This is a genomic window from Kitasatospora sp. NPDC048298 (assembly GCF_043201465.1).
Taxonomy (GTDB): Bacteria; Actinomycetota; Actinomycetes; order Streptomycetales; family Streptomycetaceae; genus Kitasatospora.
Window position 1 is genome coordinate 18,950 of the sequence record NZ_JBICYZ010000081.1, and the last position, 20,028, is coordinate 38,977.

Annotated in this window: 15 protein-coding genes; 12 read left to right on the plus strand and 3 right to left on the minus strand. The window is 72.8% G+C overall.

Annotated features, from left to right (window positions below):
• The first annotated feature begins 21 nt into the window (after nucleotides 1–21).
• Nucleotides 22–1,524 (plus strand): GTPase HflX, encoded by a 1,503-nt coding sequence (gene hflX, locus ACGF0D_RS37880; protein ID WP_392883646.1) that lies wholly within the window; start codon nucleotides 22–24, stop codon nucleotides 1,522–1,524.
• 70 nt (nucleotides 1,525–1,594) lie between these two features.
• Here the strand turns inward: hflX and ACGF0D_RS37885 are convergent, their stop codons facing one another.
• Both ACGF0D_RS37885 and ACGF0D_RS37890 read right to left on the minus strand, forming a co-directional pair.
• Nucleotides 1,595–2,713: a trypsin-like serine peptidase gene (locus ACGF0D_RS37885; protein ID WP_392924329.1), complete on the minus strand. Its 1,119-nt coding sequence runs from the start codon at nucleotides 2,711–2,713 to the stop codon at nucleotides 1,595–1,597.
• A gap of 79 nt (nucleotides 2,714–2,792) precedes the next feature.
• Nucleotides 2,793–3,989, minus strand: a complete 1,197-nt coding sequence (locus ACGF0D_RS37890) for a trypsin-like serine peptidase (protein ID WP_392883649.1) — start codon at nucleotides 3,987–3,989, stop codon at nucleotides 2,793–2,795.
• Nucleotides 3,990–4,408: 419 nt separating this feature from the next.
• On the opposite strand from ACGF0D_RS37890, the gene ACGF0D_RS37895 reads away from it, so the two are divergent.
• The 5 genes from ACGF0D_RS37895 to ACGF0D_RS37915 are packed head-to-tail and all read left to right on the plus strand — an operon-like array spanning nucleotide 4,409 to nucleotide 12,157.
• On the plus strand, nucleotides 4,409–6,226 hold the full coding sequence (locus ACGF0D_RS37895; protein WP_392924332.1) for an IucA/IucC family protein: 1,818 nt from the start codon (nucleotides 4,409–4,411) through the stop codon (nucleotides 6,224–6,226).
• Entirely contained in the window at nucleotides 6,118–6,810 is a 693-nt protein-coding gene (locus ACGF0D_RS37900; protein ID WP_392924353.1) for a GNAT family N-acetyltransferase, read from the plus strand. The genes ACGF0D_RS37895 and ACGF0D_RS37900 overlap by 109 nt, the downstream gene beginning before the upstream one ends.
• A gap of 9 nt (nucleotides 6,811–6,819) precedes the next feature.
• Nucleotides 6,820–8,220 carry a lysine N(6)-hydroxylase/L-ornithine N(5)-oxygenase family protein gene (locus tag ACGF0D_RS37905; RefSeq protein WP_392883652.1) on the plus strand — a complete coding sequence of 467 codons (1,401 nt, stop codon included), beginning with the start codon at nucleotides 6,820–6,822 and terminating at the stop codon, nucleotides 8,218–8,220.
• On the plus strand, nucleotides 8,198–10,021 hold the full coding sequence (locus ACGF0D_RS37910; protein WP_392883654.1) for an IucA/IucC family protein: 1,824 nt from the start codon (nucleotides 8,198–8,200) through the stop codon (nucleotides 10,019–10,021). Before ACGF0D_RS37905 ends, ACGF0D_RS37910 begins: the two co-directional genes overlap by 23 nt.
• Nucleotides 10,022–10,033: 12 nt before the next feature.
• Nucleotides 10,034–12,157: an ATP-dependent DNA helicase gene (locus ACGF0D_RS37915; protein ID WP_392883655.1), complete on the plus strand. Its 2,124-nt coding sequence runs from the start codon at nucleotides 10,034–10,036 to the stop codon at nucleotides 12,155–12,157.
• 128 nt (nucleotides 12,158–12,285) lie between these two features.
• On the opposite strand, the gene lexA is transcribed toward ACGF0D_RS37915, so the two are convergent.
• On the minus strand, nucleotides 12,286–12,981 hold the full coding sequence (gene lexA, locus ACGF0D_RS37920) for a transcriptional repressor LexA (RefSeq protein WP_392883748.1): 696 nt from the start codon (nucleotides 12,979–12,981) through the stop codon (nucleotides 12,286–12,288).
• A 528-nt stretch (nucleotides 12,982–13,509) separates the two neighbouring features.
• Between lexA and nrdR the strand changes: the two genes are divergently transcribed.
• The 6 genes from nrdR (at nucleotide 13,510) to ACGF0D_RS37950 (ending at nucleotide 19,784) form a co-directional block, all read left to right on the plus strand.
• Nucleotides 13,510–14,010, plus strand: a complete 501-nt coding sequence (nrdR, locus tag ACGF0D_RS37925) for a transcriptional regulator NrdR (protein WP_392883657.1) — start codon at nucleotides 13,510–13,512, stop codon at nucleotides 14,008–14,010.
• A 199-nt stretch (nucleotides 14,011–14,209) separates the two neighbouring features.
• Entirely contained in the window at nucleotides 14,210–17,092 is a 2,883-nt protein-coding gene (locus ACGF0D_RS37930; protein WP_392924335.1) for a vitamin B12-dependent ribonucleotide reductase, read from the plus strand.
• An 827-nt stretch (nucleotides 17,093–17,919) separates the two neighbouring features.
• Nucleotides 17,920–18,090 (plus strand): hypothetical protein, encoded by a 171-nt coding sequence (locus ACGF0D_RS37935; RefSeq protein WP_392924338.1) that lies wholly within the window; start codon nucleotides 17,920–17,922, stop codon nucleotides 18,088–18,090.
• A 33-nt stretch (nucleotides 18,091–18,123) separates the two neighbouring features.
• Nucleotides 18,124–18,891, plus strand: coding sequence for an SDR family oxidoreductase (locus ACGF0D_RS37940; RefSeq protein WP_392924341.1), 768 nt, complete (start codon nucleotides 18,124–18,126; stop codon nucleotides 18,889–18,891).
• 59 nt (nucleotides 18,892–18,950) lie between these two features.
• Nucleotides 18,951–19,187 carry an RNA polymerase subunit sigma-70 gene (locus ACGF0D_RS37945; RefSeq protein WP_363393067.1) on the plus strand — a complete coding sequence of 79 codons (237 nt, stop codon included), beginning with the start codon at nucleotides 18,951–18,953 and terminating at the stop codon, nucleotides 19,185–19,187.
• Between the two features lie 3 nt (nucleotides 19,188–19,190).
• Nucleotides 19,191–19,784 carry a Clp protease N-terminal domain-containing protein gene (locus tag ACGF0D_RS37950; protein WP_392924344.1) on the plus strand — a complete coding sequence of 198 codons (594 nt, stop codon included), beginning with the start codon at nucleotides 19,191–19,193 and terminating at the stop codon, nucleotides 19,782–19,784.
• Nucleotides 19,785–20,028: the final 244 nt, after the last annotated feature.

Consider the following 20,028-nt stretch of genomic DNA (forward strand, 5'->3'; position numbering starts at 1 on the left):
ACCAGCGAGCCAAAGGACAGAATGACCTCCACGTTCGACACCCGCGACCACGCCGACGCTCCGCGCCGCCTCGACGGTCTGCGGGCGGAAGCCCTCATGGACGAGGACCTCGCGGCCATCGACGAGGACCTCGGCCACCACTACGACGGCGACCAGTACGACCGCAGCGAGCGAGCGGCCCTGCGCCGGGTCGTCGGCCTCTCCACCGAACTCGAAGACGTCACCGAGGTCGAGTACCGCCAGCTCCGCCTGGAGCGCGTGGTGCTCGTCGGCGTCTGGACGGACGGCACGCTGGAGGAGGCGGAGAACTCGATGGCCGAGCTCGCCGCGCTCGCCGAGACGGCCGGCTCCCAGGTGCTGGACGGCGTCATCCAGCGCCGTGACAAGCCCGACGCGGCCACCTACATCGGCTCCGGCAAGGCGAAGGAGCTGCGGGACATCGTCGCCGCCAGCGGCGCCGACACCGTGGTCTGCGACGGTGAGCTCACCCCCGGGCAGCTGATCCACCTGGAGGACGTGGTCAAGGTCAAGGTCGTCGACCGGACGGCCCTGATCCTGGACATCTTCGCCCAGCACGCCAAGTCCCGGGAGGGCAAGGCGCAGGTCTCGCTCGCGCAGATGCAGTACATGCTGCCGCGGCTGCGAGGCTGGGGTCAGTCGCTGTCCCGGCAGATGGGTGGCGGTGGCTCCGGCACCTCGGGCGGCGGCATGGCCACCCGTGGTCCCGGTGAGACCAAGATCGAGACCGACCGGCGCCGGATCCGCGAGAAGATGGCGAAGCTCCGCAAGGAGATCGCCGACATGAAGAAGGGCCGCGACACCAAGCGCCAGGAGCGCAAGCGCCACCAGGTGCCGTCCGTGGCCATCGCCGGGTACACCAACGCCGGCAAGTCCTCCCTGCTCAACCGGCTCACCGGCGCGGGCGTGCTGGTGGAGAACGCGCTGTTCGCCACCCTGGACCCGACCGTGCGCCGGGCCGAGACCCCGAGCGGGCGGCTCTACACCCTGGCCGACACCGTCGGCTTCGTCCGGCACCTGCCGCACCACCTGGTCGAGGCCTTCCGCTCGACCATGGAGGAGGTCGCCGACGCGGACCTCATCCTGCACGTGGTGGACGGCTCGCACCCCGAGCCGGAGACGCAGCTGGCCGCCGTCCGCGAGGTCATCGTCTCGGTCGACGCGCAGAACGTGCCGGAGATCGTGGTGATCAACAAGGCGGACGCCGCCGATCCGCACGTGCTCCAGCGGCTGCTGCGCCGCGAGCCGCACGCCATCGTGGTGTCGGCCCGCAGCGGCGCGGGCATCGAGGAGCTGCTGCAGCTGATCGACGACGAGCTGCCGCGTCCGGCGGTCGAGGTGCGGGCCCTGGTGCCCTACACCCAGGGCGCGCTGGTCTCCCGGGTGCACGCGGAGGGGGAGCTGCTCTCCACCGAGCACACCGGCGAGGGCACCCTGCTGCACGCCAAGGTGCAGGCCGAGCTGGCCGCCGAGCTGGAGTACTTCGCGGTGGCCCTGCAGGGCTGACGCCGGAGCGTACCGAGGGCCCCGGGACGGTGTTCGTCCCGGGGCCCTTCGCGCGCCCTGGCCGGCCGGGTCACCTGACGTTCTTGGCGAAGTAGTCGAAGGCCTGCTTCGCCTGGTCCTGCAGGGAGGGGCCGGCCTGGTAGTCGGCCGGGTTGCGGTCGCCGACCGCGCCGACGCTGATCAGGTTGGGCTTGCCGTCCCTGGTGACGAACCAGCCGCCGCCGGCGGCGCCGGCCGTCATGGTGCAGCCGATCACGTACATCGGCGGCCGGCTCCGGTCGAAGGACAGCCGCCCGGGCGCGACCGGGGAGTCGCAGTGCGCGAGCTCCAGCCCGTCGAACGGCCGCTCGGCCGGATAGCCGTAGGCGGCGACCGCGGTGATCTGCTCGCGCGGGGCGTTGAACCAGATCGGCACCGCCCCGCCGACCGCCTCCTCCAGGGACCTGCCGGAGCCGTCCTCGCCGCTCACCCGCAGGACGCCGTAGTCGTACTGGTCGCGGGCGCCGACGCCGCCCTCCTGGAGCCAGGTCGGCGAGACCAGCGCGCGCACCGCCGTCCACCGGCCGTACGGGGCGGCCCGCTGGTCGGGGTTCGGCTTGCCGTGGACCAGCCGGCCGTCCCGGTTGTAGCCCGGCACGAAGACCAGGTTCCGCAGCCAGTCGCCGCCCTTGCCGTCGTGCAGGCAGTGCGCGGCGGTGTACACGAGGTTGCTGCGGCCGGGGTTGACCGGGTCGGAGACCACGGTGGCGGAACAGGCCGCGTCACCCTGCGGCGTGGTCATGAAGAGCCGGCCGACCACCGAGCCGGCCGGGCCGTACGGGTGCGGCTGCGGCGCGGCCGGGACGGCGGCGGGCGGGGCGTCCCGCTCGACGCCGGGCGCGGCGGGGGCGGTCAGGGAGTACTCCGGGGTGGGCCGGGGCCTGGCGGCGTCCATCCGGGCCGCCGTCCAGGGGCGGGGCGCCGGGTCGTCGGCGAAGGCGCTGTCGGCGACGTAGCGGGCCCAGTCCTCCACCTTCCAGCCGGTCAGGTCGCCGGTGCTGGTGGGCGCGGACCTCGGCAGGGCGAGCGGCGCGGTGGGGGGCCGGGCCGGGCCGTCCGGGCCGCACCCGGCCGCGCCCAGCGCGAGCGCGGCGAGCAGCGCGGCGCCGGCCGTCGCGGCCCGGCGCCCGCGGCTGGTGGTTCTCGGCATGCTGGCTCGTCCCCCGTGCTGTGCTGGTGGTTCCGTCACCGCCCCCGGTGGCGGCCGCTGCCGCGTCCCGGGTGGCCGGTCACTTCTTGGAGATCCAGTCCAGCGCCTGCCGGGCGACCGCCTCCAGGTACGGACCGCTCAGCGAGGTGTGCTCCTGGGTGCCGATCGAGGTGTTGCTGACCAGGGCGGTCCTGCCGTCCGGCATGGTGGCGAACCAGCCGCCGCCGCTGGCGCCCTGGGTCATGTTGCAGCCGATGGTCAGCATGGTCGGGCGCTTGGCGTCGAAGGAGAGCCGGGTGGGCTTGCCGCCTTCGCACCTGTACAGCTCCTGGCCGTCGAACGGCTTCATCAGCGGGTAGCCGACGGCCGCGACCTTGAGCTGGTCGCGCGGGGCGTCGAACCAGACCGGGACGGCCGAACCGACCGTCTCCTCCAGGGACTTGCCGGTGTCGTTCTGGTTGTGCACGCGCATGACCGCGAAGTCGTACTGGTTGGCGGCGTCGCCGCTGCCGCCGCCCTCGACCATCCACTGCGGCGAGGTGGTGACCTGGTCGGCCCACCAGGTGCCGAGCGGGGCCAGCTCGGACAGCGGGGCGCGCTTGCCGCCGCTGGAGGCGCCCGAGTTGTTGTAGGCGGGCACGAAGACCAGGTCCTTGTAGAAGTTCCCGCCCTTGCCCTCGTGCACGCAGTGGCCGGCCGTCCAGACCAGGTTGCTCTTGCCCGGGTGCTGCGGGTCGGCGATCACCGTCGCCGAGCAGTTGCCGCGGCCGCCCTGGGCGGAGAAGAACACCTTGCCGGAGGGCTGCTTCGTGTACGGGCGGGGCATCGCCACGGCCTTGACGAGCGCGGGCTCGGGGTCGGTCACGCCGTCGTCGGTGGCCGGCGCGGGCGTGGCCGGGGCGGGCTTGGCGGCGGGCGGCGCCGGGTCGGCGGGCTTGGAGTCGCCCATCTTGTCCGGGTCCCAGAAGTCCTTCACCACCGGGTTGTTGAAGACGTGCTTGGACGCCCACTTGTCCCAGTCCTCGTACTTCCACTTCTTCAGGTCGTCCCAGCTCCTGGGCAGCCCCTCCAGCAGGCTGGTCGGGATCCCGGACGGGAGGGTGAGCCCGCCGATCACCCCGCCCGAGCCCGCGGTCGGGGCCGTGGAGGAGGAGGGCGGCGCCGCGGCGGCGGTCCCTCCGCCGCCCGCCGGGCCGTCCGGCCCGCAGGCGGTCACGGCGAGCAGGGTGCCCGCGGCCAGGGCGGCGGCCAGGGCTGACCGGTGGATCGTGGGCATCTGTGCGCTTCCCCCTGTGCTCGTTCGATCGGTGCCGGGTGCCGGGCGGTGCCGGGCCCCCTGACGGTGCCGGGCCGGCGGCTTCGGACCGGAGCGGTACGGGCCCGGCCGGTTCGCGGTGCGGCGCTCCGCCGTCCTGGAGTCTTCCATCGCAGACGAGGACGACGGTGCCCGCCCCCCGGGTTGCGGCGCGGGCCGGAGGTCACCGATCCGTGACCCGGGCCCGGCCGGCGCACCGGCCCAGCAGGACGATCGGCCCCGGAGGTGGACAATCGCCGATTCTCACCCGGACGAGTGAGCCGTCCTTGTGATCACCCGTCATGGATAGGTAACCCTTACCTGACGCGACGGTGCGGGTGCCCGCCGATCCCCTCCACCACAGTGCGCGTCCGCACCCCCACGCGCCCCAAGGAGCAGCCTTGAGCACCGCCGCCCTCACCGGAGCACCGCCCGTACCGCCGCCCGCCGTGGAACGGGCGGACCTCGAGCACGACCTGCTGCTGCACCCCGACCCGGCCGTCGCCGCCGAACAGGCGGGACTGGAGGCCCTGCTGCGCTGCTGGACGCGCGAGACCGGAGCCCGGCCCGGACCGGACGGCCGGCTGCGGATCGCCGTCCTCGGCGGGGCCGCCCGGCTCACCGCCCCCGTCCGCTACTGGTCGCCCGGCGGCTGGCACCGCTTCGGGCCCGCCACCCTCGCGGTCGGGGAGGCCACCGCGGCGGGCGACGTCTCCGAAGCCCCGGTGGACGCCGTCACCACCGCCGCGCTGCTCGCCGCCGCGGCCGCCGAACGGCCCGACCCCGGGCAGGTCGCCGACCTGGCCGCCAGGGTCGCCGACTCGGTCGTGCGCACCGCAGAGATCCTCGCCCACCGCCGCACCGCCGCCACCCCCGGCGGCCCCGAGCGCTCCCACTTCCTCGTCGCCGAGCAGTCCCTGCTGCTCGGCCACCCGCTGCACCCCACGCCGAAGAGCCGCGACGGCCTCGGCCCCGCCCAGAGCGCCGCCTACTCGCCCGAACTGCACGGCTCCTTCCAACTGCACTGGTACGCCGTGGACCGCGAGCTGCTCGCGGCCGGCTCCGCCGTCGCCGAGAGCGCCGAACAACTCACCGCCGGCCTCCTCGACGGCGGCACGACGCTGCCGCCCGGCACCGCCGCCGTCCCGCTGCACCCCTGGCAGGCCCGCGAACTCGCCCACCGCCCGGCCGTCGCCGCACTGCTCGCCGACGGGCTGCTGCACGACCTCGGCCCGGCCGGCGAGCCCTGGTACCCCACCTCCTCGGTGCGCACCGTCTACCGGCCCGGCACCCCGTGGATGCTCAAGCTCTCGCTCGGCCTGCGGATCACCAACTCCCGCCGGGAGAACCTGCGCAAGGAACTCCACCGCGGCCTGGAGATGCACCGGCTGCTGGAGAGCGGACTGGCCGCCGAGTGGCGGGCCGCCCACCCCGGCTTCGACATCGTCCGCGACCCGGCCTGGATCGGCGTCGACCACCCCGACCTCGGCGACCCGGGCGGCCTGGACACCGTGCTGCGCGCCCAGCCCTTCGCGCCCACCGAGCGCGCGCTGTGCGTCGCCGGACTGGTCGCCGAACAGCCGCTGGGCACCGGCGACACCGTGCCCTCCCGGCTCGGCGACACCCTGCGGGCGCTCGCCGCCCGCTTCGCCCGCCCGCTGCCGACCGTCGCCGCCGAATGGTTCCTGCGCTACCTGGACGCGGTCGTGCTGCCCATCCTCTGGCTGGACGGCCGGGGCGGCATCGCCCTGGAGGCGCACCAGCAGAACAGCCTCGTGCTGCTGGACGCCGCGGGCTGGCCGCGCGGCGGCCGCTACCGCGACAACCAGGGCTACTACTACCGGGAGAGCGCCACCGCCAGGCTCGCCGCCCGGCTGCCCGGGCTCGGCACGGACAGCGACACCTTCCTGCCGGACGAGGTGATCGACCACCACTTCGCCTACTACCTCGGCATCAACCACGTGCTCGGCCTGATCGGCGCCTTCGGCTCCCAGCGGCTCGCCGACGAGACGGTGCTGCTGGCCGCGCTGCGCCGGTTCCTGGCCGGCCCGCGGGCCGCCGCCACCGGCTCGGCGCTGCCCGCGCTGCTGCTGGACGCGCCCACCCTGCCCTGCAAGGCCAACCTGCTCACCCGGATCAACGGCATGGACGAGCTGGTCGGCCCGGTCGCCAGCCAGTCCGTGTACGTGGACATCCCCAACCCGGTGGCGGGCGCCTGATGCTCTGCGACCCGCCCGGGTGGGGCTCCGTCCCCACCCCGGCCGGCGAGTTCCGGCTCGGCCCGGTCCGGCTGCCCGCCGACCTGGCGCTGCTCGCCGGGTGGATGAACGACCCCGAGGTCGACGCCTTCTGGGAACTCGCCGGGCCGCCGGAGGTCACCGAACGGCACGTCCGGGCCCAGCTGGACGGCGACGGCCGCAGCACCCCGTGCCTCGGCCTGCTCGACGGCGAGCCGCTGAGCTACTGGGAGGTCTACCGCGCCGACCTCGACCCGCTCGCCGCGCACTACCCGGCCCGGCCGCACGACACCGGCGTGCACCTGCTGCTCGGTCCCGCCGCCAGCCGTGGCCGCGGGCTCGGCGCCGTCCTCCTGGCCGCCCTCGCAGAATTGATTCTGCTCCGGAACCCGCGCTGCGAACGGGTGGTGGCCGAGCCGGACGTCCGCAACCGGCGGTCCGTCCGGGCCTTCGAACGAGCCGGATTCCGGGCCGTCGCCGAACTCGACCTGCCCGACAAGCGCGCCGCCCTGATGGTCCGCGACCGGGCCGACGGGCCCGTCGCGCAGGCCCAACTCCCCGCCTAGGACAACCCTGTGGACACCACGACACCCCCTCCCTACGACCTGCTCGGCGTCGGCATCGGTCCGTTCAACCTCTCGCTCGCCGCACTCGCCGAGCCCGTCCCCGGCCTGCGCACGCTCTTCTGCGACCAGCGCCCGGAGTTCCGCTGGCACCACGGGATGCTGGTGGACGGAGCCCGGATGCAGGTGCCGTTCCTCGCCGACCTGGTCTCCCTGGTCGACCCGACCAGCCCGTGGTCCTTCCTCAACTACCTGCGCGACCAGGACCGGCTGTTCCCGTTCTACTTCGCCGAGCGCTTCCAGCTGCCGCGCCGCGAGTACGACCACTACTGCCGCTGGGCCGCCGAGCGGCTCGCCAACTGCCGCTTCGGCACCGAGGTCACCGCCCTGCGCTGGGACGCCCCCTGGTACCGCGTCGAGCTGACCGACACCGCCACCGGCCGGCGCTCCGAGGCCAGGGCCCGCAACCTCGCCCTCGGCGTCGGCACCCGGCCGGTCCTGCCCGAGGCCTTCGCCGCGCTGGCCGGCCACCCCCGGGCCTTCCACTCCGCCGAGTACCTGGACCGCCGCGCCGACCTGGCCGGCACCCGGGACATCACCGTGGTCGGCAGCGGACAGTCCGGCGCCGAGGTCTTCCTCGACCTGCTCCGGCAGCACGAGGGCGACGGCGTCCGGCTGCGCTGGCTCACCCGCACCAGGGCACTCGCCCCCATGGAGTACTCCAAGCTCGGCCTGGAGCACTTCACCCCCGACTACACCCGCTACTTCCACGGCCTGCCCGCACCCGTCCGGGACGCGCTGGTCGCCGCCCAGTGGCAGCTGCACAAGGCCGCCAGCGCCGAGACCCTCGCCGAGATCCACGACCACCTCTACGAGCGCACCATCGGCCGCCCGATCGACACCGCCCCGGTCGAGATCACCCCCGGCACCGCCGTCACCGCCGCCCGCCCCGGCCCCTGCGGCGGCCTCGAACTGCACTGCCGGCACACCGACTCCGGCGCCGAACACCTGCTGCGCACCGACGCCGTGGTGCTCGCCACCGGCTACCGGGCGGCCCGCCCGGCCGCCCTCGAACCGCTCGCCGAACTGATCGACTGGGACGAGGCCGGGCGCTACCGGGTCGACCTGGACCACCGGGTCGCCACCCGGCCCGAACTCACCGGCGGGCTGTACGTCCAGAACGCCGAACTGCACACCCACGGCGTCGGCACCCCCGACCTCGGACTCGGCGCCCACCGGGCCGCCGTGATCCTCAACGCCGTCACCGGGCGAACCGTCCACCGGCTGCCCGGCCGCACCGCCTGGACCGGCTTCGCGCCGCCCGTCACGGCCGCCGCGTCCGCGACCTTCGACCAGACCACCGTCGTCCCCCGCCCCCAGGAGTTGACCCGTGCCGCAACCGTCGGCCGCTGAACCGCCGCTCCACCTGCCCCCGCACCTCACCGCCGGGCACTGGCAGCGGGCCGGCCGCGCCCTGCTGGCCAAGATGCTGGGCGAGTTCGCCTACGAGGAGCTGCTCCGGCCCGTCCCCGGGGACGCGCCCGGCGAGTACCGGCTGGAGCTGCCCGAGGCCGAGTACCGCTTCACCGCCCGGCGCGGCGCCTACGACAGCTGGCAGGTCGACCCCGAGTCCGTCCGCTGCTCCCGCCCCGACGGACTGGACCCGCTGCGCTTCCTCCCGTACGCCCGGCAGACCCTCGGCATGCGCGGCGAGACCACCGGCCACCTGATCCGCGAGCTCTCCGCCACCCTGACCGCCGACGCCCGCCAGCTCGCCACCGCGCTGACCGCCGCCGAACTCGCCGACCTCGACCACACCGCCCTGGAGGGCCGGCAGACCGGCCACCCCTGGATCGTCCCCAACAAGGGCAGAATCGGCTTCTCCTCCGCCGACGCCGCCCGCTGGGCCCCCGAGGCCCGCAGCCCCCGCCCGCTGCCCTGGATCGCCGTCCACCGCCGGCTCGCCGAGTACCGCGGCGTGCCCGGACTCGAGCGGCCCGAGCAGCTGTACGCCCGCGAGCTGGACGATGTGGACGCGCTGCGCGCCGCGCTCGGCCCGGACGCCGAGGACTACCTGCTGCTGCCCGTCCACCCCTGGCAGTGGGACGAGACGATCCTGCCGCTGTTCGCGCCCTGGATCGCCTCCGGCGAGATCGTCCCGCTGCCCTCGGACGGGGACCCACGACTGCCCCAGCAGTCCATCCGCTCCTTCTTCAACACCGCCCACCCCGAGCGCTGCACGGTCAAGCTGCCGCTGTCCATCCTCAACACCCTGGTCTGGCGCGGCCTGCCGGTCGAGCGCACGCTGGCCGCGCCCACCGTCACCGCCTGGCTGCTCGGAGTGCGCGACGCCGACCCGTACCTGCGCGACGAGTGCCGGGTGATCCTGCTCGGCGAGATCGCCTCCGTCACCGTCGACCACCCGCTCTACCGCGAGTTGCCCGAGGCGCCGTACCAGTACAAGGAACTGCTCGGAGCGATCTGGCGCCAGCCGCTCGGGCCCTTCCTGGCCGAGGGGGAGCGGGCCCGCACCCTGGCCGCGCTGCTGCAGACCGGTTCCGACGGGCGGGCGCTCGCCGCCGAGCTGATCGACCGCTCCGGCCTCGCCCCCGCCGAGTGGACCGCCCGGCTGTTCGCCTCGATGATGCCGCCGCTGCTGCACTTCCTCTACCGCTACGGGCTGGTCTTCTCCCCGCACGGCGAGAACGCCATCGTGGTCTTCGACTCCTCCGAGGCGCCCGCCCGGCTCGCGGTCAAGGACTTCGTGGACGACGTCAACCTCAGCGCCCAGGGCCTGCCCGAACTCCACGGCCTGCCCGCCGAGGTGGCCGAGGTCCTGCTGCGGGAGAGCCCGCAGGGGCTCTGCCAGTTCATCCACTCCGGGCTGTTCATCGGTGTCTTCCGCTACCTCGCCCCGCTCCTGGAGGCGCAGACCGGACTGCCCGAGACCGAGTTCTGGGCGCTGCTGCGCGCCGAGGTGCTGCGCTACCAGGACCGCTTCCCCGAGCTGAGCGAGCGCTTCGAGCTGTTCGACCTGTTCCGCCCCCGGATCGACCGGCTCTGCCTCAACCGCAACCGGCTGCTGCTGGACGGCTACCAGGACCGCCCGCACCGCCCGCACGCCGCCCGGTACGGGACCGTGCCCAACGCGCTGGTCGCCGTGGACGTGCGACTGCCCGGGCAACGGAACCGGATTGTCACCCCCGCCCCGTAGGGTGGGAGGGTCATGACGAACGACTCCGAATCCCACGACTCCGAATCCCAGCGGGCGGCGGACCTCGGCGACGAGGCCGAGGAAGCCGTAGCCGTCCCGCGCTCGCGGATCCCCGAACTGCTGCACGCCGCGGTGGCGGCCGTCGGCGGTGTGGAGCGCCCCGGTCAGGTCCGGATGGCCGAGGCCGTCGCCGACGCCGTCGACCACGGCGAGCACCTGCTCGTCCAGGCCGGCACCGGCACCGGGAAGTCCCTGGCCTACCTGGTGCCCGCGCTCGCCCACGGCGACCGCGTGGTGGTCGCCACCGCCACCCTGGCGCTGCAACGCCAGCTGGTGGAGCGGGACTTGCCGCGCACCGTCGACGCGCTGCACCCGGTGCTGCGCCGCCGCCCGCTGTTCGCGATGCTCAAGGGCCGCTCCAACTACCTGTGCCTGCACCGGGCCAACGAGGGCACGCCGAGCGACGAGGGCGAGGGCCTGTTCGACCCGGTGGACGCGCTCGGCGGGCCCACCGGGAAGCTCGGGCAGGACGTGCTGCGGCTGCGCGACTGGGCCGACGAGACCGACACCGGGGACCGCGACGACCTCAGCCCCGGCGTCTCCGACAAGGCCTGGGCCCAGCTGTCGGTCACCTCCAAGGAGTGCCTGGGCGCCACCCGCTGCCCGTACGGGCAGGAGTGCTTCGCGGAGAAGGCGCGGGAGCGGGCCAAGCTGGCGGACGTCGTGGTCACCAACCACGCGATGCTCGCGATCGACGCGATCGAGGGCGCGCCGGTGCTGCCCGAGCACGGGCTGCTGATCGTGGACGAGGCGCACGAGCTGGTCAACCGGGTCACCGGCGCGGCCACCGCCGAGCTGACCGTCGGCGCGGTCAACCGGGCGGTGAAGCGGGCCGCGCGGCTGGCCAACGAGAAGGCCGTCGACGCGCTCCAGGCCGCCGCCGAGAACTACCACGGCCTGATGGAGACCGCCCAGCCCGGGCGGGTCGAGGAACTGCCCGAGTACCTGGCGTACGCGGTCACCGCGATCCGGGACGCCTCCCGGCAGGTGATCACCTCGCTCGGCGAGACCAGGGACAAGGGGCTCAGCGACGAGGACGCCGTCCGCAAGCAGGCGATGGCCTCGGCCGAGGCGCTGCACGAGACGGCCGAGCGGCTGCTGGAGGACTCCGAGTACGACGTGGTCTGGATCGAGCGCAGCGACCGCTACGGGCTGGGCACCGCCTCGCTGCGGGTCGCCCCGCTGAGCGTCTCCGGGCTGCTGCGAGAGGGCCTGTACAAGGAGCGCTCGGTCGTCCTCACCTCGGCCACGCTCAAGCTCGGCGGGGACTTCAACGGCGTCGCCGCCTCGGTCGGCCTGCCGTCCGAGACGCGGCTGCCGGACGTCCGCACCGACGGGGACAACCCCGAACCGGGCTTCGGGGAGGACGCCGTCCCGCACTGGCGCGGGATCGACGTCGGCTCGCCGTTCAAGTACCCCAAGCAGGGCATCCTGTACGTCGCCAAGCACCTGGCCGATCCCGGGCGGGACCCGGAACGGCCGGACATGCTGGACGAGTTGGCCGAACTGATCGGCGCGGCCGGCGGGCGGACACTGGGCCTGTTCTCCTCGATGCGCGGCGCCCAGACGGCCGCCGAGGCGATGCGCGAGCGGCTGGACAACCGCGTCCTGCTCCAGGGCGAGGACACCCTGGGCGAGTTGATCCGGGAGTTCGCCTCGGACGCGACCACCTGCCTGTTCGGCACGCTCTCGCTCTGGCAGGGCGTGGACGTGCCCGGCTCGGCCTGCCAGCTGGTGGTGATGGACCGGATCCCGTTCCCCCGGCCGGACGACCCGCTGATGAGCGCCCGCCAGAAGGACGTCGAACAGCGCGGCGGGAACGGCTTCATGGCCGTCGCGGCGACGCACGCGGCGCTGCTGATGGCGCAGGGCGCGGGCCGGCTGGTGCGCGCGGCCGACGACCGGGGCGTGGTCGCGGTGCTGGACCCCCGGGTGGAGACCAAGCGGTACGGGGGCTTCTTCCGGTCCTCGATGCCGGAGTTCTGGTACACCACGGACCGCAACCAGGTGCGCCGCTCGCTGGCGGCGATCGACGCCTCGGCGGCGCCGGTGCGGCCGGTGGTGAAGCGGGGCTGAGGGCCCCGCCGCGGTACACGAACGCCGGAGGGGCTCCCCGTGGTCGCGGTGGAGCCCCTCTCCCGTGTGCGGCGGCCCCGGGTGTGGTGGCCCCGGGTGCGGTGGCCTGTGGCGCTGTGCGCCGTACGTCAGAGGCGGCGCAGGACCGCGACGACCTTGCCCAGGATGGTCGCGTTGTCGCCGTTGATCGGCTCGTACGCGGAGTTGTGCGGCATGAGCCAGATCCGGCCGTCCTCGCGCTTGAGCCGCTTGACGGTGGCCTCGCCGTCGATCATCGCGGCGACGATGTCGCCGTTCTCGGCGACCGGCTGGCGGCGCACGGTGACCCAGTCGCCGTCGCAGATGGCCGCCTCGATCATCGAGTCGCCACGCACGGTGAGCGCGAACAGCTCGCCCTCGCCGACCAGCTGGCGGGGCAGCGGGAAGACGTCCTCGACCGTCTGCTCGGCCAGGATCGGCCCGCCGGCGGCGATCCGGCCGACCAGCGGGACGTAGGAGGTGGACGGGCGGCCGGCCGTCTCGGCGGTGTTCGGGCGGGCCACCTCGACGCCACGGACCTCGTAGGCGCGCGGGCGGTGCGGGTCCCGGCGGAGGAAGCCCTTGCGCTCCAGGGCCATCAGCTGGTGGGCGACCGAGGAGGTGCTGGACAGGCCGACGGCCTGGCCGATCTCGCGCATGGACGGCGGGTAACCGCGGCGCTGCACGGAATCCCGGATGACCTCGATCACCCGGCGCTGGCGCTCGGTGAGCCCGGCCTCGTCGGTGCGGATGCCGGGCGGGCGGCCGGGCATGGCGCGGGCGGGGGAGGGGTGGTTGTCGTCCATGGCGGCGGAGTGTTCGATCGGCTGGTCGGGGACGCGGGGCGTCCCGGAAAGGGCCGCGCCGGAGAGACGGTGGTCTTCGCTACGGTCCATGTTGATGTCCACACCCTGCTGATTCGTGGTGCGCTGCCCCACCTTGAACTGGGAGTGTTCCTGCACCGGGATGGTGTTGCTTTCGATCGTGTTCACGGCGGCCCCTCTCGACGGCTGTCCTCTCCCTTTTCCAGCCCAACGCGCCTCCTATCGAAAGGTTGCGCCAAACACACGTTCGAGTGAATTATTCGGGAGTTGACTGACTCGATCAAGGCTTTGTTGTACATCGAGTAAATGTTCGAGAAGAACTCGACCTCGGCAGTCTAATCGGCACCGACACGCCAGGGCGTCCACCTCCCCCTGAGGCCTAGATGTAGTGGCTACAGTCCTCTCCGTGCCCAGTACTAGTGGTCGCCCCGCATGATCAGCTTGCCGAGGCCGGGGGCACATCGCATAGACTCGACTGGTCCGAACGTTCTGCCAGGGAGGGATCCCGAGGTGCACTGCCCCTTCTGCCGGCACTCCGACAGCCGTGTTGTCGACAGCCGGACCACCGAGGACGGCAGCTGCATTCGCCGCCGTCGGCAGTGCCCGGACTGCGGTCGCCGCTTCACCACGGTGGAGACGGCCGCACTGATGGTCATCAAGCGCAGCGGCGTCACCGAGCCGTTCTCCCGGCAGAAGGTCATCACCGGCGTCCGCAAGGCCTGCCAGGGCCGTCCCGTCACCGAGGACGCGCTGGCCCAGCTCGGCCAGCGGGTCGAGGAGTGCGTGAGAGCCAGCGGCAACGCCGAGCTGACCACCCACGACGTGGGGCTGGCCATACTCGGCCCGCTCAAGGAACTCGACGTGGTCGCCTACCTGCGCTTCGCCTCCGTGTACCAGGCGTACGACGGACTGGAAGACTTCGAGGCCGCCATCGCGGAACTCCGCGCAGAGCAGCCCCACACCCCGGAGACGGACGACACCTGCGTGTCCGTCTCCGCCGCCGCGCCCTAGCGGGCGCCGGGCCCCTGGCGGGCCCTGTTCCGCACCACCACGGCCCCGCGGGGCCCACGCGTGCCCGAAATCGGGGCACGAAACACTACAAACCGTGCGCAAGCAGGCTGGGTCTCCGCCTGCCCGCACACCGGAAGAACGAACCAGCAGTGCCCGGACTTTTAGGGGCACTTCGGGCGTTTGCCCAGGAGGAGGAAAAGTGACAGACACCACGAGCGGTTCCGCACGCGGGTCGAAGTCCGAGAAGGCCGCGGCCAAGGGCGCCAAGGCCCCGAAGGGCGGTCTCCGGATGGAGCGCATCTACACCACTCCTGGCGTGCACCCGTACGACGAGGTCCGCTGGGAGCGGCGCGACGTCGTCATGACCAACTGGCGCGACGGCTCGATCAACTTCGAGCAGCGCGGCGTCGAGTTCCCCGACTTCTGGTCGGTCAACGCCGTCAACATCGTCACGTCCAAGTACTTCCGCGGCGCCGTCGGCACCCCGCAGCGCGAGTGGAGCCTGAAGCAGATCATCGACCGCGTGGTGCTCACCTACCGCGCCGCCGGCGAGAAGCACGGCTACTTCGCCTCCAAGGACGACGCCGAGATCTTCGAGCACGAGCTGACCCACGCCCTCCTCCACCAGGTGTTCAGCTTCAACTCGCCGGTCTGGTTCAACGTCGGCACCAAGCAGCCCCAGCAGGTCAGCGCCTGCTTCATCCTGTCCGTCGACGACTCCATGGAGTCGATCCTCGACTGGTACAAGGAAGAGGGCATGATCTTCAAGGGCGGCTCCGGCGCCGGCCTCAACCTCTCCCGGATCCGCTCCTCCAAGGAACTGCTCTCCTCCGGCGGCAACGCCTCCGGCCCGGTCTCCTTCATGCGCGGCGCCGACGCCTCGGCCGGCACCATCAAGTCCGGTGGCGCCACCCGCCGCGCGGCCAAGATGGTCGTCCTCGACGTCGACCACCCGGACGTCGAGGCCTTCATCGAGACCAAGGTGAAGGAGGAGGAGAAGATCCGCGCCCTGCGCGACGCGGGCTTCGACATGGACCTCGGCGGGGACGACATCACCTCCGTCCAGTACCAGAACGCCAACAACTCCGTCCGCGTCAACGACGAATTCATGACCGCCGTCGAGAACGGCACCGAATTCGGCCTGCGCGCCCGGATGACCGGCGAGGTCATCGAGACCGTCGACGCGAAGAAGCTGTTCCGCAAGATGGCCGAGGCCGCCTGGGCCTGCGCCGACCCCGGCATCCAGTACGACACCACGATCAACCACTGGCACACCTGCCCGGAGTCCGGCCGCATCAACGCGTCCAACCCCTGCTCCGAGTACATGCACCTGGACAACTCCAGCTGCAACCTCGCCTCGCTCAACCTGATGAAGTTCCTGCGCGACGACGACTCCTTCGACGCGGAGGCCTTCGCCAAGGTCGTCGAACTGGTCATCACCGCGATGGACATCTCCATCTGCTTCGCCGACTTCCCCACCGAGAAGATCGGCGAGACCACCCGCGCCTTCCGCCAGCTCGGCATCGGCTACGCCAACCTCGGCGCCCTGCTGATGGCCACCGGCCACGCCTACGACAGCGAGGGCGGCCGCGCCCTGGCCGGCGCCATCACCTCGCTGATGACCGGCACCGCCTACCGCCGCGGCGCCGAACTCGCCGGCGTGGTCGGCCCGTACGACGGCTACGCCCGCAACGCGACCGCCCACCGGCAGGTCATGAAGCAGCACGCGGACGCCTCGCTGGACGCCGTCTCGGTGGACGACCTGGACTCCCCGGTCCGGCTGGCCGCCAACAAGACCTGGCAGGACGTGCTGCGCATCGGCGCGCAGAACGGCTTCCGCAACGCCCAGGCCTCGGTGCTCGCCCCGACCGGCACCATCGGCCTGATGATGGACTGCGACACCACCGGCGTCGAGCCCGACCTGGCCCTGGTCAAGTTCAAGAAGCTGGTCGGCGGCGGCTCGATGCAGATCGTCAACGGCACCGTCCCGCGCGCCCTCAAGCGCCTCGGCTACCAGGACGAGCAGATCGAGGCGGTCGTCGCCCACATCGGCGAGCACGGCAACGTGGTGGACGCGCCGGGCCTGAAGCCCGAGCACTACGAGGTGTTCGACTGCGCGATGGGCGAGCGCTCCATCTCCCCGATGGGGCACGTGCGGATGATGGCCGCGATCCAGCCGTGGATCTCCGGCGCCATCTCCAAGACCGTGAACATGCCGGCCGCCGCGACCGTCGAGGACGTCGAGGAGATCTACTTCGAGGCGTGGAAGATGGGCGTCAAGGCGCTCGCCATCTACCGCGAAAACTCGAAGGTGGGCCAGCCGCTCTCGGCCAAGAAGAAGGACTCCGAGGAAAAGACCGAGGAGGCCCCGGCCGCCGCGGTCGAGAAGGTGGTCGAGTACCGCCCGGTCCGCAAGCGCCTGCCCAAGGGCCGTCCGGGCATCACCACCTCCTTCACGGTCGGTGGCGCCGAGGGCTACATGACCGCCAACTCCTACCCGGACGACGGTCTGGGCGAGGTCTTCCTGAAGATGTCCAAGCAGGGCTCGACCCTTGCAGGCATGATGGACGCCTTCTCCATCGCCGTCTCGGTAGGCCTCCAGTACGGCGTGCCGCTGGAGACCTACGTCTCGAAGTTCACCAACATGCGCTTCGAGCCCGCCGGTCTGACCGACGACCCGGACGTGCGGATGGCGCAGTCGATCGTCGACTACATCTTCCGCCGTCTGGCGCTCGACTTCCTGCCGTTCGAGACCCGCTCGGCGCTCGGCATCCACTCCGTCGAGGAGCGCCAGCGCCACCTGGAGACGGGCTCGTACGAGCCGCTGGAGGCCGAGGAGCTCGACACCGAGTCGCTCGCCCAGTCCGCCCCAGTCGCCGCCAGGCCGGCCGTGGTTCCGGCCCCGGCCGTCGAGGCGCCCAAGGCGGCCCCGAAGCAGGCCCACAACTCCACGGAGCTGATGGAGATCCAGCTCGGCCTCAACGCCGACGCCCCGCTCTGCTTCTCCTGCGGCACCAAGATGCGCCGCGCCGGCAGCTGCTACCTCTGCGAGGGCTGCGGCTCCACCAGCGGCTGCAGCTGACCGCGCCCGACCCCGTTTTCACCCGATGAGGTGAAAACCTGAGGCGGGGCGGGGACTTCACGTCCCCGCCCCGCCTTTTTGTCAGTCGGGGTTGCTTTGCTGCGCGCATGGAGACAGGAGCGGGAAGGCGTGCGCCGCGACGGCCACCGGCGGCGGAGATCACCCCCGAGACCCCGATCTGGTGCCCTGCGTGCCGGGCACACCACCCCGCCTCGGAGTTCCCGAGGAACGCGAGTCGGCCGAGCGGTCTGCAGAGCGAGTGCAAGCGGGTGGTCCGGGCGAGGGCCGCGAAACCGGAGGCCCGCGAGGCTGCGAACCGGGCTCGGCGGAAGAAGTGGGAGCGGCCGGAGGTTCGGGCTGCGGCCCTGGAACGGCAGCGTGCCCGGCGGGCGAGGCTCGGTGCCGGGCACGATCTGCGGAGATCGCGGGCGAGGCTTCAGGCCGTGGTGACCGAGTGGAAGTCCAGTGGATGCGTCGACTGCGGCTATGCCGACGTGCGGGGGCTGGATCCCGACCACCTGGACCCGGCGCAGAAGGCAGGGACGATATCCCGCCTCGTACAGCTGTGCGTCAGCAAGGAGCGGCTGCTGGCCGAGCTCGCCAAGTGCGAGGTTCGTTGTGCCCGTTGCCATCGGGCGCGGACGATGCGCCAGCGCGGGCGGTCAAGCGAACGGATGCCCCCGTCCTGGGCCCGGAGGGTGGAGTCGCAGGACCGGAATGACCGACTGAAACTGGCGCGGGGCTGCGCCGACTGCGGTTGGCGGGGATGGGCGCGGGGGCTCGACTGGGACCACGTGCGCGGAGCCAAGTCGGCGAGCGTGTCGCAGATGATCGCCGAGAGGAAGCCGTGGGTGGAGATCGCGGCGGAGATCGCCAAGTGCGAGGTCGTGTGCGCGAACTGCCACCGGATCCGGACCTCGGTCAGGCGGGTCCGGACGGCCCAGGTCGAGTCCCCGGGCGTGCCGATGTCACGTTCGGGGGTGGAGTCCGGTCCGTAGGGGGTGAAGGCATGTGACGAGAGGAGCGGGGCGATGGCCGGGACGGTGCTGGTGACCGGGGCGACGGGGACGTTGGGGCGGGAGGTGGTGCGGCTGCTGGTGGCGCGCGGGGTGGCGGTTCGGGGGTTGAGCCGGCGGGTGCGGGCCGGGGGCGACGGGGTCGAGTGGGTGGTCGGGGACCTGGTGAGCGGGGCCGGGATGGCGCAGGCGCTGGCCGGGGCCGAGGTGGTGGTGGACTGTGCGACCACCCAGAAGAAGGAGGACGTGGCCGGGGTCCGGACGCTGGTGGCGCGGGCCGGGGAGGCCGGGGTGCGGCACCTGGTGTACGTGTCGATCGTCGGGATCGACCGGGTGCCGATCGCGTACTACCGGACGAAGCTCGCCTGCGAGCGGGTGGTGCGGGAGTCGGGCGTGGGCTGGACGGTGCTGCGGGCGACGCAGTTCCACGACCTGGTGCTGAAGTTCTTCGACGCCTCCGTGCGGCTGCCGGTCTTCCCGGTGGTGAGTGGGGCGGCGTTCCAGCCGGTGGACGTCCGCGAGGTGGCCGAGGCGGTCGTGGACCTGGCGGGGCGGGAGCCCGCCGGCTTCGCGCCGGAGGTGGGCGGCCCTCAGGTGCGTTCGTACCGGGAGCTGGCCGGGACCTACCTGCGGGCGGCGGGCAAGCGCCGGGTGCTGCTGCCGCTGCACCTGCCGGGAGCGGTCGGCCGCGGGCTGCGGGAGGGCGGCAACCTGACGCCGGATCGGGCGGTGGGTCGGGGGACCTTCGAGGAGGCGCTGGAGCGACGGTTCGGCGGTCGCTGAGGCCGTTCGCACGTCAACCAGGGTTGACATCCGAGTGGATGTCAACCAAAGTTGACGGCATGAGCGAGAGCGGAGAACTCGCGGCTGCCGCGAGCAGCCGTGACCCCGCCGTGGGGCTCCGGGCGGTGCGTGCGCTGCGCGATCTGGCGGACCGTCTGGAGGGCCTTCAGGTGGGCAACGCCAGGTCCCAGGGCTGGTCCTGGCAGGACATCGCGGTCTGCCTCGGGGTGACCAGGCAGGCGGTCCACAAGAAGTACGCCCGACGCGGATCCGGCAAGGACGAGGACGGAGGCTGAGCGGTGTTCGAGCGTTTCACGGAAGAGGCGCGACAGGTCGTGGTCGCGGCCCGGCAGGAGGCGCGGGAGCTGGGGCACGAGCACGTCGGGACGGAGCACTTCCTCCTCGCGATCCTGGGTCGGCCCGAGGATCCGGCCGTCGCCGTGCTGACCGACGCCGGGCTGGACCGGGAGGCGGCGCGGCGGGCGGTGCGCAGCCGCTCGGGCGACGGGGATCCGGCGCAGGCACTGGCCTCGATCGGGGTCGACCTGGGCGCGGTGCGCGAGGCCGTCGAGTCGGTCTTCGGCAAGGGGGCGCTGGACGCCCCGCCTGAGGAGGAGTCGAAGCGCCGGGGCTGGTTCCGTTCCGGCGGTGGCAGGGGGAGCGGCGCGTCCGGGCATGTCCCGTTCACGGCCCGGGCGAAGAAGGCGCTGGAGCTGTCGCTGCGCGAGTCCCTGCGGCTGAGGTCGAGGGAGATCGCGGTGGGGCACCTGCTGCTCGGGGTGCTGCGCGAGGGGGAGGGGCTCGGGGCCAGGTTGGTCGTCGAGCACGGGCTGGACCCGGACGCCGTGCGGCGGGCGGTCGAGGGGAGGCTCGGGGCTTCCCCGGGGGTGTGAGCCGTGGCGCCCCGGCGGGTGCCGTCGGTGGTGCTGGGTGGTTGGGGGGTCGGCGTGATGGCGGGAGACTGGCCGTCAACTGTCCGCTTGAGGCCTATGTCTGAATCGATATGATCGGCCGAAAGCGTGAACCGATCAGATGCCCGGAGGCGATTCGCTGCGTCGCCGGGCGGTCCGGTATCGCGCCCGACCAGCTGTCGGCGGCCGCGACCGTCGCCGACCCGCTGCCCGCGCCGCCGCCCGC

Bases quoted from the DNA above. Each gene is read 5' to 3' on its own strand.
- hflX (WP_392883646.1), top strand. From the start codon at position 22: ATGACCTCCACGTTCGACACCCGCGACCACGCCGACGCTCCGCGCCGC.
- ACGF0D_RS37885 (WP_392924329.1), bottom strand. From the start codon at position 2,713: ATGCCGAGAACCACCAGCCGCGGGCGCCGGGCCGCGACGGCCGGCGCC.
- ACGF0D_RS37890 (WP_392883649.1), bottom strand. From the start codon at position 3,989: ATGCCCACGATCCACCGGTCAGCCCTGGCCGCCGCCCTGGCCGCGGGC.
- ACGF0D_RS37915 (WP_392883655.1), top strand. From the start codon at position 10,034: ATGACGAACGACTCCGAATCCCACGACTCCGAATCCCAGCGGGCGGCG.
- lexA (WP_392883748.1), bottom strand. From the start codon at position 12,981: ATGGACGACAACCACCCCTCCCCCGCCCGCGCCATGCCCGGCCGCCCG.
- ACGF0D_RS37935 (WP_392924338.1), top strand. From the start codon at position 17,920: ATGATCGCCGAGAGGAAGCCGTGGGTGGAGATCGCGGCGGAGATCGCC.
- ACGF0D_RS37940 (WP_392924341.1), top strand. From the start codon at position 18,124: ATGGCCGGGACGGTGCTGGTGACCGGGGCGACGGGGACGTTGGGGCGG.
- ACGF0D_RS37945 (WP_363393067.1), top strand. From the start codon at position 18,951: ATGAGCGAGAGCGGAGAACTCGCGGCTGCCGCGAGCAGCCGTGACCCC.